This is a genomic window from Lacisediminihabitans sp. (assembly GCF_036569425.1).
Lineage (GTDB): Bacteria > Actinomycetota > Actinomycetes > Actinomycetales > Microbacteriaceae > Lacisediminihabitans.
In genome coordinates this window covers 48,983-64,255 of record NZ_DATCQQ010000016.1, presented here as the reverse complement: position 1 = coordinate 64,255, position 15,273 = coordinate 48,983, and the positions used below count along the sequence as shown (strand labels likewise).

General features: G+C 71.9%; 15 protein-coding genes. 10 read left to right on the top strand and 5 right to left on the bottom strand.

Features of this window, described 5'->3' with window-relative positions:
- The first annotated feature begins 16 nt into the window (after nt 1-16).
- From VIM54_RS02410 to VIM54_RS02395, 4 genes are read left to right on the top strand one after another with little or no spacing between them, the layout of a single operon-like run.
- On the top strand, nt 17-2,119 hold the full coding sequence (locus VIM54_RS02410; RefSeq protein ID WP_331898855.1) for a molybdopterin oxidoreductase family protein: 2,103 nt from the start codon (nt 17-19) through the stop codon (nt 2,117-2,119).
- Complete coding sequence (locus VIM54_RS02405; protein WP_331898854.1) at nt 2,112-3,716, top strand: FAD-dependent oxidoreductase; 1,605 nt, start codon at nt 2,112-2,114, stop codon at nt 3,714-3,716. Before VIM54_RS02410 ends, VIM54_RS02405 begins: the two co-directional genes overlap by 8 nt.
- 44 nt (nt 3,717-3,760) lie before the next feature.
- Nucleotides 3,761-4,828 carry a GTP 3',8-cyclase MoaA gene (moaA, locus tag VIM54_RS02400; RefSeq protein WP_331898853.1) on the top strand — a complete coding sequence of 356 codons (1,068 nt, stop codon included), beginning with the start codon at nt 3,761-3,763 and terminating at the stop codon, nt 4,826-4,828.
- Nucleotides 4,821-5,066, top strand: coding sequence for a MoaD/ThiS family protein (locus VIM54_RS02395; RefSeq protein ID WP_331898851.1), 246 nt, complete (start codon nt 4,821-4,823; stop codon nt 5,064-5,066). Before moaA ends, VIM54_RS02395 begins: the two co-directional genes overlap by 8 nt.
- 226 nt (nt 5,067-5,292) lie before the next feature.
- Here VIM54_RS02395 and VIM54_RS02390 read toward each other — a convergent pair whose 3' ends face one another.
- From VIM54_RS02390 to VIM54_RS02375, 4 genes are read right to left on the bottom strand one after another with little or no spacing between them, the layout of a single operon-like run.
- The gene (locus tag VIM54_RS02390; protein WP_331898849.1) at nt 5,293-5,706 is read right to left on the bottom strand and encodes a molybdenum cofactor biosynthesis protein MoaE; all 414 of its coding nucleotides are present in this window, start codon (nt 5,704-5,706) and stop codon (nt 5,293-5,295) included.
- Nucleotides 5,699-6,664, bottom strand: coding sequence for a bifunctional molybdenum cofactor biosynthesis protein MoaC/MoaB (gene moaCB / locus VIM54_RS02385; protein WP_331898848.1), 966 nt, complete (start codon nt 6,662-6,664; stop codon nt 5,699-5,701). Before moaCB ends, VIM54_RS02390 begins: the two co-directional genes overlap by 8 nt.
- Nucleotides 6,661-7,866 carry a gephyrin-like molybdotransferase Glp gene (gene glp / locus VIM54_RS02380; protein ID WP_331898847.1) on the bottom strand — a complete coding sequence of 402 codons (1,206 nt, stop codon included), beginning with the start codon at nt 7,864-7,866 and terminating at the stop codon, nt 6,661-6,663. Before glp ends, moaCB begins: the two co-directional genes overlap by 4 nt.
- Before the next feature lie 2 nt (nt 7,867-7,868).
- Nucleotides 7,869-8,978, bottom strand: coding sequence for a ThiF family adenylyltransferase (locus tag VIM54_RS02375; protein WP_331898845.1), 1,110 nt, complete (start codon nt 8,976-8,978; stop codon nt 7,869-7,871).
- A gap of 69 nt (nt 8,979-9,047) precedes the next feature.
- On the opposite strand from VIM54_RS02375, the gene VIM54_RS02370 reads away from it, so the two are divergent.
- The 6 genes from VIM54_RS02370 to VIM54_RS02345 are packed head-to-tail and all read left to right on the top strand — an operon-like array spanning nt 9,048 to nt 14,832.
- The gene (locus VIM54_RS02370; protein WP_331898843.1) at nt 9,048-9,452 is read left to right on the top strand and encodes a TOBE domain-containing protein; all 405 of its coding nucleotides are present in this window, start codon (nt 9,048-9,050) and stop codon (nt 9,450-9,452) included.
- A gap of 1 nt (nt 9,453) precedes the next feature.
- On the top strand, nt 9,454-10,254 hold the full coding sequence (gene modA, locus VIM54_RS02365) for a molybdate ABC transporter substrate-binding protein (protein WP_331898841.1): 801 nt from the start codon (nt 9,454-9,456) through the stop codon (nt 10,252-10,254).
- Nucleotides 10,241-11,068 carry an ABC transporter permease gene (locus VIM54_RS02360; RefSeq protein ID WP_331898839.1) on the top strand — a complete coding sequence of 276 codons (828 nt, stop codon included), beginning with the start codon at nt 10,241-10,243 and terminating at the stop codon, nt 11,066-11,068. The genes modA and VIM54_RS02360 overlap by 14 nt, the downstream gene beginning before the upstream one ends.
- On the top strand, nt 11,065-12,147 hold the full coding sequence (locus VIM54_RS02355) for an ABC transporter ATP-binding protein (RefSeq protein ID WP_331898837.1): 1,083 nt from the start codon (nt 11,065-11,067) through the stop codon (nt 12,145-12,147). The genes VIM54_RS02360 and VIM54_RS02355 overlap by 4 nt, the downstream gene beginning before the upstream one ends.
- Nucleotides 12,148-12,191: 44 nt before the next feature.
- Entirely contained in the window at nt 12,192-13,265 is a 1,074-nt protein-coding gene (locus VIM54_RS02350; protein ID WP_331898835.1) for an acetamidase/formamidase family protein, read from the top strand.
- Nucleotides 13,258-14,832: an AtzH-like domain-containing protein gene (locus VIM54_RS02345; protein WP_331898833.1), complete on the top strand. Its 1,575-nt coding sequence runs from the start codon at nt 13,258-13,260 to the stop codon at nt 14,830-14,832. Before VIM54_RS02350 ends, VIM54_RS02345 begins: the two co-directional genes overlap by 8 nt.
- Here the strand turns inward: VIM54_RS02345 and VIM54_RS02340 are convergent.
- Nucleotides 14,829-15,257, bottom strand: a complete 429-nt coding sequence (locus tag VIM54_RS02340; protein ID WP_331898831.1) for an SgcJ/EcaC family oxidoreductase — start codon at nt 15,255-15,257, stop codon at nt 14,829-14,831. The two genes, VIM54_RS02345 and VIM54_RS02340, sit on opposite strands and share 4 nt — an antisense overlap.
- Nucleotides 15,258-15,273 lie beyond the last annotated feature (16 nt).

The following is a 15,273-nucleotide window of genomic DNA, read 5'->3' as shown; positions in this document are numbered from 1 at the left end:
CGAGAGAGCCACCACCATGAGCATCGCCCCGGCCGAGACCGCCACCGCGTCGCACTGCCCGTACTGCGCCCTGCAGTGCGCGATGACGCTCACGGTCTCGGCCGGGGCCATCACCGTGGGCGCTCGCGATTTTCCCACCAACCGGGGCGGACTGTGCAAGAAGGGCTGGACATCCGCCGAGCTGCTCTCCTCGCCCGACCGCATCCTCGAACCGATGCTGCGGCAGCCGGACGGCGGCTTTGCTGCCGCGTCGTGGGAGGACGCCCTCGACCTCGTCGCGGACCGCCTTGCCGCCCTGCGCGCCGAGCACGGCGCCGACTCGGTGGGGGTGTTCGGCGGCGGCGGCCTCACCAACGAGAAGGCCTACCAGCTCGGCAAGTTCACCCGTATCGCCCTTGGCTCGTCGAGGATCGACTACAACGGCCGGTTCTGCATGTCCTCCGCTGCGGCAGCCGGCAACCGCGCATTCGGGCTAGACCGCGGCCTGCCCTTCCGGGTGGAGGACCTGGATGCCGCGGAGACGATCCTGCTGCTCGGCTCCAACGTCGCCCAGACCATGCCGCCGTTCGTCGCGCACCTCGACGGGGCGCGCGCCGCCGGCGGCCTCATCGTGGTGGACCCGCGTCGATCCGCCACAGCGAGGCTCACCGAGGACGGCGCGGGGATGCACGTACAGCCCGCGCCGGGCACCGACCTCGCGCTGCTGCTCGGGCTCACCCACATCGTGATCGCGGAGAGGCTCGCCGACCGCGAGTACCTGGCCGCGCGCACCACCGGCTTCGAGGCCCTGCGCCGCAGCGTTGGCGAGTGGTGGCCGGAGCGCACGCAGGAGCACACGGGCGTTCCCGTATGGCAGCTGCGCGAGATCGCCCGTCGGCTCGCCGCGGGGCGCGGCACCTACATCCTCACCGGCCGGGGCGTCGAACAGCACGAGGACGGCACGGACACCGCCACCGCGGCCATCAACCTGAGCCTCGCGCTCGGGCTCGTCGGCACTACCCATTCCGGCTACGGCACGCTCACCGGCCAGGGCAATGGACAGGGCGGCCGTGAGCACGGCCAGAAGTGCGACCAGCTGCCCGGCTATCGCAAGATCACCGACCAGGCCGCGCGCGAGCACGTCGCCGCGGTCTGGGGGGTCGACCCGCAGTCCCTCCCCGGGCAGGGCATTCCCGCGGTCGAGCTGCTCTCGTCCATGGGGCGGCCAGACGGCATCCGCTGCCTGCTCGTGCACGGGTCGAACGTGGTCGTCTCCGCCCCCAACGCCTCCCGGGTGCGGGAGGGCCTCGCCGCGCTCGACTTCCTCGTCGTCTGCGACTTCTTCTTCTCCGAGACGGCGCAGTTCGCGGATGTCGTGCTGCCGGTCACCCAGTGGGCCGAGGAGGAAGGCACCATGACCTCCCTCGAGGGCCGCGTCATCCGCCGTCGCCGCGCGATCGACCCGCCGGCCGGGGTGCGCAGCGAACTGTGGATCTTCCGGGAGCTGGCGAAACGGCTGGGGTCGCCGTCCACGTTCAGTGAGGACCCGGCCGTCGTCTTCGACGAGCTGTGCCGTGCATCGGAGGGGGGAATCGCCGACTATTCGGGTCTCAGCTACGAGCTTCTCGACTCTGGGGAGGCCGCCTACTGGCCGTATCCCACGGGGTCGGGCGGCACGCCGCGGCTGTTCCTCGACCAGTTCGCCCACGCCGACGGGAGGGCCAGGATCGTCGCCGTGCGGTCGCGATCCTCGGCCCGGCCGGAGCCCGGCACCCTCACCCTCGTCACCGGCCGGCTGCTCGAGCACTACCAGTCCGGCGCGCAGACCAGGCGGGTGCCGGAGCTCGCTGCCGCGCAGCCTGTCGCCCGCGTGCAGCTGCACCCGGCGACCGCCGACCGGCTCGCGATCATCGACGGTGCGGAGGTGGAATTGTCCAACGGCCGCGGCGCCGTGCGCTGCGTTGCCGAGGTGACGCCCGACATCCGGCCGGACACCGTTTTCCTGCCCTTCCACTTCGCCGGCGACGAGTGCGCCAACCTGCTCACGAGCGACGCGACGGACCCGATCTCGGGGATGCCGGAGTTCAAGAAGACCATCGTCACGGTTCGCGCCGTGCAGAGGGAGTTGTCGAATGCCTGAGCGCGTGGTGCTGGTGGGTTACGGGCTGGTCGGCGCGCGCTTCGTGGAGGAGCTGCTGCCCGCGGTGCGCGCGGGCGCCATCGAACTCACCGTCGTCGGGGCCGAGAGCTCCGAGGCGTACAACCGGGTGCTCGTCGCCGAGTACGCGGTCGGCCACACCGACCGGGAGTCGCTCGAGATCACCGACCCGCAGGAGGCGCGCGACGCCGGAGTGCGCATCCGCACCGGCACGAGCGTCACGGCGATCAACCGCACGCGACAGACGGTGACCCTCGGCACCGGCGAGGACCTGCCGTACGACCGGCTGGTGCTGGCCACCGGCGCCCGCGCGAACATCCCGACGCTCGACGGCGTCACCCGGCTTCGCCGCGACCGCACCAGGCCCGGCGCCGACCCGTCGACCCTCGATTCAGCCGACGCCCCGCTGCCGGGCGGGGTCACCGCTCTTCGGGACCTCGCCGACGCCGAGACGGTGCTCGCCGCCGTGCGGGCCGGGCAGCGCATCGTCGTGCTCGGGGCGGGGGTGCTCGGCATGGAGATCGCTCTTGCCGCCGCGCGGGCCGGGGCCGAGACCTGCGTCGTCTACCACGGCGACACCCCGATGGCACGGAGCCTCGACCGCGGAGCGGGCGCCACCCTCGCGCGGAGCGCCCGCCGGGCAGGGGTCACGATGATCGACCATTCGAGGGCGGAGGGAATCCTGTTCCGCACGGACGACGACGGAGCCCAGCGGTTCGACGCCCTGCTCTGCGCCGACGGAAAGCAGATCGGCGGTGACCTGCTGCTGCTCTCCTGCGGCGTCGGCGCCCGCACCGAACTCGCCGCCCTTGCCGGGCTCGACGTGTCCGCCGGCATCCTCGTCGACGACACCCTGCAGAGCTGGGCCGATCCGCGTGTCTTCGCGATCGGCGACTGTGCCCATGTCGTCTCCCGCCCGCAGGCCGGCGCCGCGGCCGGAACGCCGACGGGGGCGCCGTCCGGGCTGATCGGGCCGGGCTGGCGGCAGGCCGACTGGCTCGCCGGCCGGTTCCGCGACGAGGCCGGTGTGGTACCGCTCGCCGAGCGTGCCGCCTCCGTCGTGATGCTTAAGGCCGAGGGGGTGGACGTCGCGGCCGCCGGCGACGTTCGACGCGAGCCGTGGGACACCGACACCGACACCGACTTCGGCGGGCGCGCCCACGCCGACGGGTGTGCTACACCGAGCGTGGCCCAGTGGGCGGACCCCGAGCACGGGCGCTACGTGAAGATGGTGACGGTGGCAGGCATCCTCACCGGGTTCGTCTGCGTGGGGATGCCGCGCACCGCTGCCGAGCTCACGCTGCTGTTCGAACGGGGAGGCGAGCTCCCGGCCGACCGTTCGGTGCTGCTGAGGTTCGACGGTCCGGACTACCTGCCGGCGAGCGGGGCGGATGCCTTCGCCCTCGACGCGACGGTCTGCTGGTGCAACGGGGTGACCGTCGGGACTATCGCCGGGTCGGCGGAGGAGGGCAACACGACGGTGGCTTGTATCGGCTCGGCCACCCGCGCCGGCACCGGCTGCGGCGGCTGCAAGGGGAGAATCGGCGAGGTGCTGGAGCGCTTCGCCCCTGTGGTGTGAGCCGGCGAGATGTCAACGCCGCACGAAGCGCCTAGGGTGAAAGCATGACGCGACTCGAACTCGGCATCCCGGGCATTCGGCGCGACCCCGCGCGCATGCCGCCGACATTCGGGCGCCCGGATGTTCCCGGCCTCGTCGACACCTTCGGCCGCGTCGCCCGCGACCTGCGCATCTCCATCACCGAGAAGTGTTCGCTGCGCTGCACCTACTGCATGCCGGAGCAGGGCCTTCCGGCGATCGCCCGCGAAGACCTCCTCAGCGCCACCGAAATCGCCCGCCTCGTTGGCATCGCCGTGCGCGACCTGGGCGTGCACGACATCCGCTTCACCGGCGGCGAACCGCTCATGCGCGCCGACCTGGTGGAGATCATCCGGTTGTCGTCCGCCGTCGCCGGCGACGCGTCCATCTCGATGACGACCAACGGCATCGGGCTCGACCATCGCGTCCGCGAGCTCGTCGCCGCCGGCCTCACCCGCCTGAACATCTCCCTCGACACCGTGGACCGCGACCACTTCGCGCGGCTCACCCGGCGCGACCGCCTCCCCGCGGTGTTCGCGGGCATCCAGGCGGCCAAGGAGGCGGGCGTCACCCCGCTCAAGATCAACGCGGTGCTCATGCGCGACACCCTCGCCGGCGCCGCCGACCTGCTCGAGTGGTCGCTCGCCAACGGGGTGCGGCTGCGTTTCATCGAGCAGATGCCGCTCGATGCGGACGAGGCGTGGGCCCGCGACAACATGGTGGATGCCGCGGAGCTTCTCGACGTGCTCGGAGCTCGGTTCTCCCTCAGCCAGCCGCACCGGGAGGACCCGTCGGCCCCCGCCGAGGAATGGATCGTCGCCGGCGGTCCGGCCACCGTTGGCATCATCGCCTCCGTCACCCGCTCGTTCTGCGAGGCCTGCGACCGCACGCGCGTCACAGCGGAGGGCACCGTTCGCTCGTGCCTCTTCGGCGACGACGAGACGGACCTGCGTGGGCTGCTGCGCGGCGGGGCGAGCGACGAGACGATCGCCGACTGGTGGCGCGCCGCCATGTGGGGCAAGCAGGCTGGGCACGGCATCAACGCGGCGGACTTCATCCGACCCCTGCGCAGCATGGGAGCCATCGGTGGCTGAGGACGTGCGCGTGCGCTACTTCGCGGCGGCCGCCGAGGCGGCGGGGCGCGAGGAGGAGACCCTCGCCGCCGTGCCGACGGTGGGGGAGCTGCGCGCGGTGCTGGTCGCGCGCTACGGCGATGCCATGGCGCGGGTGCTCGCGTCCGGATCGTTCCTCGTCGACGGCGTCGTGAGTCGAGACGACTCCCGCGCCCTCGGCAGTCGGGTGGACGTGCTGCCCCCCTTCGCCGGCGGCTGATCCGGTCCCTGGCTGCCCGTCCCGTCCGGCGCCCTCGGCGCCCTCCTTCCCGCCTTCCTTCATTCCTTCCTTCATTCCTTCCGAAATCCATGCGATCCGGTGCAACACGCCGCTCAACTGCGCGCCCGGGCGGTGTGTCGCCGAGAATTGCATGGATTTCGGAAGAGGGAAGAGGGAAGAGGGAAGAGGGAAGAGGGAAGCGAAAAGTGGATGCGAGGCGGGGAGGCTAGAGGCCTACCCACTCCGTTGCACCGTCGGCGAGGTGCTGGCGCTTCCAGATGGGGACCGTCGCCTTGATGAGCTCCACGAGCCGCTCGCAGGCCGCGAAGGCCTCACCGCGGTGCGGGGCGGCGACCGCCGCGACGAGCGCGACGTCGCCGACCTCGAGGTGCCCGACCCGGTGGGCGGCCGCCACGGGAAGCCCCGTCTCCGCCGAGACGGTGCGGCAGCAGTCCTCGAGAAAGCGCGCGGCATCCGGATGCGCCTGGTATTCGAGCGAGGAGACCGAGAGCCCGTGGTCGTGGTCGCGCACGATGCCGCGGAAGGTCACCAGGGCTCCGTTCGCGTCGGACAGCACGGAGTTCTCGATCGCGGCCGCGTCGATCGGCTCGGCCGAGATGAGCGCGACGGCCTCAGGCATGCTGCCCACCGCCGGCGATCTGCGCCACGAGGTGGTCGAGCAGCCCGTCGAGCACGGAGAGACCGTCGCGCACACCCCCCGGTGAACCGGGAAGGTTGACGATGACCGTGCCGTTGGCCGTGCCGGCGAGCCCGCGGCTGAGGGCGGCGGTCGGCGTGATGGCGAGGCCGGCGGCGCGGATGGCATCGGCGACTCCCGGCAGTTCGCGGTCGAGAAGCGCGCTCGTGGCCTCCGGTGTCTGGTCGGTGGGGCTCGCCCCTGTACCCCCGGTGGTGATGATCACGCTGGGGGCGGTGGCGAGCACGCGCGAGAGTTCGGCCGCGACATCCGCATCGGCGACCACGGTCACCGCGTCGACCGCGTAGCCGTGCGCCGCAAGCCACTCGCCGATCACCGGCCCGGTCGTGTCGTCGCGGGTTCCGGCCGCGCCGCCCGTCGACGCCACGACCACCGCGGCGGTGCCCGGCCTGGGGGAGGCCACGGTGGAGCCGGCGCGCGTCCAGTGTCCGCGCTTTCCGCCGGTCTTGTCTTCGAGCCGCACGTCGCTGAGCACGGCCGCCGGGTCGACGGCCTTCACCATGTCGTGCAGGGTGAGGCCCGCGATCGCCACGGCGGTGAGCGCCTCCATCTCGACCCCGGTCTGCCCGGTGGTCTTCGCCGTGGCGGTGATGAGGATGGCGTCGGCGGCGAACTCGAAGTCCACCTTCACCGAGGAGAGCGGCACCTGGTGGCACAGCGGAATGAGCTCGCTGGTCTTCTTGGCCCCGGAGATGCCGGCGATGCGCGCCGTCGCGAGCACGTCGGCCTTGGGCAGGTCGTCCGCCCGCACGAGCGCGACGACGTCCGGGCGCACGATGAGTCGGCCGGTGGCCGTCGCGGTGCGCTGGGTCACCGCCTTCGCCCCGACATCCACCATGCGGGCGCGCCCGTCGGAGTCGAGGTGGCTGAGTGAGCTCACAGCATCCAGGTCTCGACGGGGTCGCCGTCGCCCAGCTCCGTCGTGTCGGCCGGAACGTCGATGAGCACATCGGACGCGGCGAGCCCGGCGACGAGGTGCGAGCCCGGCCCGGCGACGACCTCGACACGGTCGCCGTCGACGACCCGGCCGCGCAGGAACTGGCGCTTGCCCTCCACCGAACTCACGTCTCCGACGAGGGTGAGCGTGCGCTTTTCCCCGGCAGGCAGGAGGGAGGCCTCGCGCAGGATGGGGGCGATGAACACCTCGAACGAGATCTGGGTGCTCACCGGGTTGCCGGGGAAGCCGATCACCGGGATGCCGGCGATGTCCGCGGTGGCTTGCGGTCCGCCCGGCTGCATGGCGATCTCGCCGACCGTGCCGCGGAGGAATCCGAGCAATTCGCGCACGACCTCGTACTCGCCCTTCGAGATTCCGCCCGAGGTGATGATGATGTCGGAGGTGCTCGCCGCGTCCTGCAGGGCGGCGAGCAGCGCGTCAACGTCGTCGCCGACGCGCGTCGCGATCGTCACCTCGGCTCCCACCACGCGCAGCGCGGCGGAGAGGGCGACGAGGTTGGAGTCGTAGATCTCGCCGAGCTCGACCTCGCGGCCCGGGCGCACGAGTTCGGCACCCGTGGTGACGACGGCGACGCGCGGGCGAACGATCACGTCGACGCTGGAGAGGCCGGCGGCGGCGAGCGCCGCGAGGTGGCGAGGGGCCAGGCGGATGCCGGCCGGCAGCAGTTCGTCGCCCTCGCGGAGGTCGCTTCCGCGTTCGCGCACGTACTCTCCGGCGTCGCGGGAGTGGGCAACGATGACCGAGTCCCCCTCCCCTTCGGTGTCTTCGAGGGGCACGACGGCATCCGCGCCCTCCGGCACGACCGCTCCCGTCATGATCCGAACGACGGTGCCCGGCTCGAGGGCGCCGGGCGTGGTGGCGCGCGCGGCGATCTCGCCGACGACCGGCAGGGTCACCGGCACCGTCGAGACATCCGAGGCGAGAACGGCGAAGCCGTCCATCTGGGCGTTGCGGAAGAGCGGCAGGTCGACGGGGGAGAGCACGGCGCCCGCCGTGATCCGGTCGAGGGCGTCCGCGAGCAGCACGGTCTCCGTGCCGCGCTTGGCGAGGGCCGGTTCGATGAGTCCGCGCACGAGCGTCGCGTGTTCGTCGACCGTTGTTGCGAGCAGTTCTTGCGTGTTCATGATCAGTACCGTCTCACATCCGGGTCGACAAGTCGCGACCATGCATCGATTCCGCCGTCGAGGTGGCGCGCGGTGGTGAAGCCATTGTTCTTCAGGATCTCGAGCGCTCGGGCGGATCGGGCACCGAGGTGACAGTAGATTACGACGGATTCGGCCGAGCGCAAGTCGCGGATCGCGCTCTCGACGGATCCGAGCGGAACAAGGAGCGATCCGGGCAGGCTCGCGATGTCGGCCTCCCACTGCTCGCGCACGTCGAGCAGGGTGATGGCCGCCCCTGCCGCGAGCTCGCCGGCGAGCTCGGTCGCCGTGACGGTGTCTGACGTCGGCGCTGTGCCGCAGAACAGCTCGTAGTCGATGAGGGCGTCGATGGGGGTGCCGTTCGGATCCCGGCCGTAGGCCAGCTCGCGGAACCCGCCGGTGAGCGCGTCAAAGGTGGTGACCCGGCCGATGAGGGGCGCCCCGATGCCCGTGATGATCTTGATCGCCTCGGTGGCCATGATCGAGCCGACCACGGAGCACACGGTTGGCAGCACTCCGCCCGCCTCGCAGGAGAGCACGGATCCGGGCGGCGGCGGGGTGGGGAAGAGGTCGCGGTACTGCGGACCCTTCTCGGCCCAGGCGACGCCGGCCTGGCCGGCGTACTGGGAGACGGCGCCCCAGACGAGCGGGATGCCGGTGATGGCCGCCGCGTCGTTGGCGAGATACCTCGTGGCGAAGTTGTCGCTGCCGTCGATCACGAGATCGACGTCGGCGAAGAGCCCGAGGGCATTCGCCGCCGTGAGGCGCACCTCGTGCACGCCCACGGCGACGGAGGGGGCGATGCCGGCGACCGTGTCGGCCGCGGAGCGCGCCTTCGGGCGTCCGACATCCGCGACGCCGTGGATGTGCTGGCGGTGCAGGTTGCTGAGTTCGACGGTGTCGTCGTCGACGATCACGATCGTGCCGACTCCGGCCGCGGCGAGGGCGGGGATCACCGAGCTGCCGAGGCCCCCAGCGCCGATCACCAGAACGCGGGCCGCGCGCAGGCGTTCCTGCGACGTCCGGCCGAATCCCGGGAGGGCGATCTGCCGGGCGTAGCGAGTCGCCGAGGTTTCCACGAGCGATTCCTGCATACCCCCGATTCTGTCAGGTGCCACGGGACGCCGAAGGAAATGCGCAAAAGCGGGGATAAACTATCGTCTATGTCTCAAATACGGATAAAAGACGCCGCGCAGTTTCTCGCGGTGAGCGACGACACCGTGCGCCGCTGGATCGACGCCGGCACCCTCGCGAGCGGCAAGGATGAATCCGGGCGCACCGTGGTCGACGGTCTCGCCCTCGCCACCCTGGCGCGGGACAACGCGGTGCTCGCCGCCGACACCTCCGGCATCGGTCGCTCCGCGCGCAACCGCTTTGTCGGCCTCGTGACCAAGGTGACCATGGACACCGTGATGGCGCAGGTCGAGATCCAGTGCGGACCGCACCGCGTCGTGTCCCTCCTCAGCAGCGAGGCCGTGCGCGAACTCGGCCTCGAGCCGGGAAGCGTCGCCATCGCCGTCGTCAAGGCGACGAGCGTGATCGTGGAGACGCCGAAGGTGCAGGCGTGAAATGACCCCTCGCATTCGCGCCATCCTGGCCGTTGTCGTTGCCGCCACGCTCATCCTCGGAGCCTCGGCGTGCACCGCGGCCACCGCCGCCAGCACCGGGACCAGTACCAACACGTCTCCGCCGGTCAGCGGCTCCATCACCGTCTTCGCGGCGGCCTCGCTCAAGGGCACCTTCACCGAGCTCGCGAAGCGCTTCGAGGCGAAACACCCGGGCACGACGGTGAGCCTGAGTTTCGCCGGATCGTCCGACCTGGTCACGCAGATCACCGCCGGCGCGCCGGCCGACGTCTTCGCCTCGGCCGACACCCGGAACATGGCCAAGCTCACGGGGGCGGGGCTCGTCGACGGCAACCCCGTCGACTTCGCCACGAACACCCTCGAAATCGCGGTTCCACCGGCGAACCCCGCCGCGATCGCGAACTTCGCCGATCTGGCGAGGCCCGGAGTCAAGACCGTGATCTGCCAGGCGCAGGTGCCCTGCGGATCCGCGACCGTCGAGGTCGAGGCGGCGACCGGCGTGAAGCTCACCCCGGTGAGCGAGGAGCTCTCGGTCACCGACGTGCTCGGCAAGGTGTCGTCGGGGGAGGCGGATGCCGGACTCGTCTACGTCACCGACGTGAAGGCCGCCGGGCCGAGCGTGAAGGGGATACCGTTCCCCGAGTCGGGCAAGGCCGTGAACACCTACCCGATCGCGGCGCTCGGGGCGAGCGCGAGCCCGGTGGCGTCGGCAGCCTTTGTTCGGTTCGTGGTCGGCACGATCGGGCGCTCGGTGCTCACGGCGGCCGGCTTTGGCTCGCCCTAGCGTGGCCGGGCGGCTCGGCCGCCCGGGGTTCGACACGATCCCGCGCTGGGTGGTGGCGGTCGCGGCGATCGGCGCCCTCTTCGTGCTCCTGCCCCTCGTCGCGATGGCCACCAGGGTGGACTGGGCCAACTTCCTCGCCCTTGTCACCTCCGAATCATCCGTGGCCGCGCTGCTGCTGAGCCTGCGCACCTCGGTCGCGGCGACGGCGCTGTGCGTCGTGCTCGGCGTTCCGATGGCGCTCGTGCTCGCCCGCACGACGTTTTGGGGGCAGCGCCTGGTGCGCACGCTCGTTCTCCTGCCGCTCGTGCTGCCGCCCGTGATCGGCGGAATCGCCCTGCTCGCCGCGTTCGGCCGCCAGGGGGTGCTGGGCCACACGCTCGAGCTGCTCGGCATCCGGATCGCCTTCTCCACGACCGCCGTCGTGCTCGCCCAGACGTTCGTGGCCCTGCCCTTCCTCGTGCTGAGCCTCGAGGGGGCGCTGCGCGTCGCCGGCACCCGCTACGAGGCCGTGGCGGCCACCCTGGGGGCGCGGCCGACCACGGTGCTGCGCCGCATCACCCTGCCTCTCGTGCTGCCCGCCCTGCTCTCCGGTGCCGTGCTCTCCTTCGCGCGGGCACTCGGCGAGTTCGGGGCGACCCTCACCTTCGCCGGGAGCCTGCAGGGCGTGACGCGCACCCTGCCGCTCGAGATCTACCTGCAGCGGGAGACCGACCCGAACGCCGCCGTGGCGCTCTCCCTCGTGCTCGTGGTCGTGTCGGTCGCCGTCGTGGCGCTGACCCTGCGCACCGTCCCCGGCCCGGCCGGCGCGCAGTGACCCTCGCCTTCAGCGCCCGGCTCGCGGCCCGCGGCTTCGACGTGACGCTCGACGTGGCACGGGGCGAGACGGTGGCGATCCTCGGTCCGAACGGCGCGGGGAAGTCGACGGCGCTCGAAATCATCGCCGGGCTGCTGCGCCCGGACTCCGGTCACGCCGAGTGGGACGGCTCTCCGCTGTTCCGCCTCGACGGCGGGCCGCGCGGATCCTGGCTGCCCCCGCACCGCCGCGGGGTCTCGCTCCTCGCCCAGGACGCGCTCCTGTTCCCCCACCTGTCGGCGCTCGACAACGTCGCGTTCGGGCCGAGGAGCGCCGGGGCGGGGACGGATGCCGCGAGGGCGACGGCCAGAGCCTGGCTCGCCGAGGTGGAGGCCTCCGATCTCGCCGCGGTGCGCCCGGGCAGGCTCTCCGGCGGGCAGGCCCAGCGCGTGGCCATCGCCCGGGCGCTCGCCGCCGACCCGAACCTGCTGCTGCTCGATGAGCCGCTCGCCGCCCTGGACGCCGCCGTCGCGCCGACGATCCGGCGCATGCTGCGCCGGGTGCTGGAGGGCCGCACGGCGATCGTGGTGACCCACGAGGTGCTCGACGCTCTCACGCTCGCCGACCGGGTGGTGGTGATGAACCGGGGCGTGGTGGTCGAGACGGGCCAGACTCTCGAGGTGCTCGAGCGCCCGCGTCATCCGTTCACCGCCGAGCTCGCCGGGCTGAACCTCGTCGTGGGCACTCGAACCGCCAGGGGGATGGCCGCCGGCTGGGGCGAGCTCGTCGCGACCGTCGTCACCGTAGCCCCCGTATCCTCGATCGCCCTGGGCGACGCGGTCGCGGGCGCCATCCGGCCCTCCGCGATCGACGTGTCGCTGGAGCGCCAGCCCGGCAGGGACAACAGCGTTCCGGTGACCGTGATCGACCTCGAGCCGCGCGGCGACTCGATTCGGGTACGCGCCGATTCGCTCTCCGCCGACGTGTCGCCCGGCCGCGCGGCGGCCCTCGATCTCGCACCGGGTGACCGGGTCTTCTTCGGCTTCGACGGCGACGACGTGAGCCTTTACGCCTCGGAGCGGCCGTCGACCCTTCGGTAGTCTGTGCTGCACGCAGGTTCGAGGCTTCGAAGGGACGGTGGGCAATGCAGCACACACGGGCGCTCCAACCCGGCCAGGGTCCGATCCGATCGGCGATCTACCTGCCGGCCGATCCGTCCGCGGTGCTCTGGGGACGCCTTCCGTGCGCGACGGACAGCCCGGTGCTCACGATCGACTCCGGCACCGAGGTGACGATCGACACCCTCAGCCACGAGGGCGTGCTCGAAGACCAGGGGCGGGATCCTGTCGCCTTCTTCGGGGGATTCGGCGTGCGGCGCGAAGACGTGCTCCTGGACGCGATCGCGCTCGCCGCGTCCGATCATCCGCGGGATCCGGCCGTCGACGGTCCGCACGTCGTGACCGGCCCGATCCACGTGCGCGGCGCCGTGCCCGGGGACCTGCTCGCGATCACCGTGCTCGAGACCCTGCCGCGCGTGCCATACGGCGTGGTGTCGAACCGGCACGGTCGGGGAGCCCTGCCCGGCGAGTACCCGCTCGCCGCCGGCACGGTCAGCGTGTTCGCCGCGGTCGACGGCGAGCACGGCACCCTGCCCCGCGTGCTCGGCGGGGCGCACTCGGTGCGGTTCCCGCTCGCGCCATTCCTTGGCATCATGGGCGTCGCGGTGGCCGGTGGCTCGCGGCCGCACTCTGTGCCGCCGGGCGCGCACGGCGGCAACATCGACATCAACCTGCTCGCCGTCGGCAGCACTCTCTACCTGCCGGTGCAGGTTGCCGGAGCCCTCGCCTACGTGGGCGACCCGCACTTCGCGCAGGGCGACGGGGAGGTCGCGCTCACCGCGATGGAGGCGTCGCTGCGGGTGACCCTACGGTTCGACGTGCTCTCCGAGGCGGACGCGCTCGGGCAGTTCGGGCGCCAGGTCGGCCCGCTCGCCGAAACGGCCGATTTGCTGATACCGACGGGTCTTAGCCCCGATCTGGACGAAGCGGTGCAGAATTGCGTGCGGGCCGCCATCGGCCTGCTGCAGGCGCGATACGGCATGGATGCTGCCCACGCCTACGCCTACCTGAGTGCAGCAACCGACTTCAACATTTCCCAAGTCGTCGATCTCGTCAAGGGTGCGCATGCGCGCATCAGAAAGGGAGATTTTCATGACTGACGTGCGAGTTTCCATCCCCAGCGACGCCGAGGAGCCGAGCGGTTTGCTCGACGCCTTCTGGAGCTACGAGCGGGCCCTCACCGAAAACGACGTCGACGCGCTCGATTCGCTCTTCGCCCCCGGTCCGGACACGCTGCGCGGCGATGCCGGCGGGCTGCTCGTCGGGCACGACGCGATCGCGGCCTTCCGCCGCGGTCGGGCCGCGGCCCCGAAACGGGACATCCTCGAGGTGCGCGTGCTGCCGGTCGGCGATGACGCCGCCCTCGTCGTGGCCGTCACGGCCCCGGCCGACGGCGGTCGCGGCCAGCAGACCCAGTTGTGGACGCGCACGGATGACGAGTGGCGCATCGAGGCGGCGCAGGTGAGCGCCCCGGCGCCGGCCATCGCGGCCACCACCTGGCGGATCGTCGGCGACCCGCTCGTCGAGGGTGCCGCATCCGGTCCGCTCTCCGGCCACCGTGTCGCCGTCAAGGACCTCTTCGACGTCGTCGGCTTCCCCGTGGGGGCCGGCGTGCCCCAGTATCTCGCCGAGAGCCCCCGCGTTGTCACCAATGCGACGGCGGTGACCGCGCTCCTGGCCGCCGGGGCGAGCGTGCAGGGCATCGCCCGCACCGATGAATTCGCCTACAGCCTCTCCGGGCTCAACGCGCACTACGGCGCCCCGCAGAACCCCGCGGTGGTCGGAGCGATCCCCGGCGGCTCGTCGAGCGGCCCGGCGACCGCGGTCTCGAACGGCCAGTCGTCGATCGGTCTCGGCACGGACACGGGCGGCTCGATTCGGGTTCCCGCCTCCTGCCAGGGCCTCTGGGGCCTGCGCACCACCCATGGCTCCGTCAGCCGGGATGGCCTGCTCGGCCTGTCGCCCACCTTCGACACGGTCGGCTGGCTCACCCGCGACGGCGCGACGCTGCGGGCCGCCGCCTCGGCGTCCCTCGCGGGCGCGCAGCGCGTCTCGGCCGAGTCGCGCTTCGCCGTGGCTCCGAGGCTGACCGCCGTGGCGGGCGACGAGGTGCGGGCGGCATTCGAGGAGGCGCTCTCCGCGCTCGCCGCCGTCGACTTCACCGACGACATCCTGTCGATCGAGCTTCCAGACTCCGACGACCTGCTCGAGATCTTCCGCACCGTGCAGGCCGCCGAGGCCTGGCACACCCACGGCGCGTGGATCGAGGCGCACCCGGGGGCGCTCGGCGACGACGTCGCCGAGCGATTCGCCTTCGCGAAGTCGATCGACGCCGAGACCGAGGAGTTCGCCCGCCAGGCCCTCGGGCTCGCGCGGGAGCGCATCGACTCCGTGCTCGGCGACCGCATCCTGCTGCTGCCGTCCGCGTCGTCCGCCGCCCCGCTCGTGGACGCGGATGCCGAGGAACTCGAGCAGGCCAGGTCGAGCACGCTTCGCCTCACCTGCATCGCCGGTCTCGCCGGGCGTCCGGCGCTCAGCGTGCCGGTGCTCACCGTGGCCTCACCGACCTCGTCGGCCGCCCCGGTGGGGTTCGGCCTGGTCGGCCCGGTGCACAGCGACCTGTCGCTGATCGACGTCGGGGTCGCGCTCGCACTCAGCCTCGGCTAGTGGGAGAAGATCGCCGAGCCGCTCTCCATGTCGATCGGCAGCGAGGTGTGCTCGTGCACGACCTTCCAGACGCCGTCTTTCTTGTGCAGGCCGATGCTGAGCCGGTTGGTCATGGCGCGCTCGCGCTCCGCGGTCGCGGAGATCCCGGTGAAGGTCACCGCCGCGTGCCCGAACGCCACGTCGTCCCCCACCACCGACCGGAGATCGGCGAACCCGACCTCGACCGTCTCGTCGCCGAGCGACTCGAACCAGCCGGTGGCCATCGCGCGCCACTCGTCGATTCCGGAGTACTGCCACCGGCCCCAAGAATCGAAGATGTGCACGTCGTCGTCGTAGATCGCGGCGAACGCGTCGACGTCTTTGGCGTTGACCGCGGCCGCGTATGCGGCCAGCGTCCGGCCGACCGGGGTGTGCTCGATGCTCATGCCGTCACCATACTCC

Coding starts and splice junctions, on each gene's coding strand:
- moaA (WP_331898853.1), top strand. CDS start 3,761: ATGACGCGACTCGAACTCGGCATCCCGGGCATTCGGCGCGACCCCGCG.
- VIM54_RS02345 (WP_331898833.1), top strand. CDS start 13,258: ATGACTGACGTGCGAGTTTCCATCCCCAGCGACGCCGAGGAGCCGAGC.
- VIM54_RS02340 (WP_331898831.1), bottom strand. CDS start 15,257: ATGAGCATCGAGCACACCCCGGTCGGCCGGACGCTGGCCGCATACGCG.
- VIM54_RS02410 (WP_331898855.1), top strand. CDS start 17: ATGAGCATCGCCCCGGCCGAGACCGCCACCGCGTCGCACTGCCCGTAC.
- modA (WP_331898841.1), top strand. CDS start 9,454: ATGACCCCTCGCATTCGCGCCATCCTGGCCGTTGTCGTTGCCGCCACG.
- VIM54_RS02405 (WP_331898854.1), top strand. CDS start 2,112: ATGCCTGAGCGCGTGGTGCTGGTGGGTTACGGGCTGGTCGGCGCGCGC.
- VIM54_RS02350 (WP_331898835.1), top strand. CDS start 12,192: ATGCAGCACACACGGGCGCTCCAACCCGGCCAGGGTCCGATCCGATCG.
- VIM54_RS02375 (WP_331898845.1), bottom strand. CDS start 8,978: ATGCAGGAATCGCTCGTGGAAACCTCGGCGACTCGCTACGCCCGGCAG.
- VIM54_RS02390 (WP_331898849.1), bottom strand. CDS start 5,706: ATGCCTGAGGCCGTCGCGCTCATCTCGGCCGAGCCGATCGACGCGGCC.
- glp (WP_331898847.1), bottom strand. CDS start 7,866: ATGAACACGCAAGAACTGCTCGCAACAACGGTCGACGAACACGCGACG.
- VIM54_RS02370 (WP_331898843.1), top strand. CDS start 9,048: ATGTCTCAAATACGGATAAAAGACGCCGCGCAGTTTCTCGCGGTGAGC.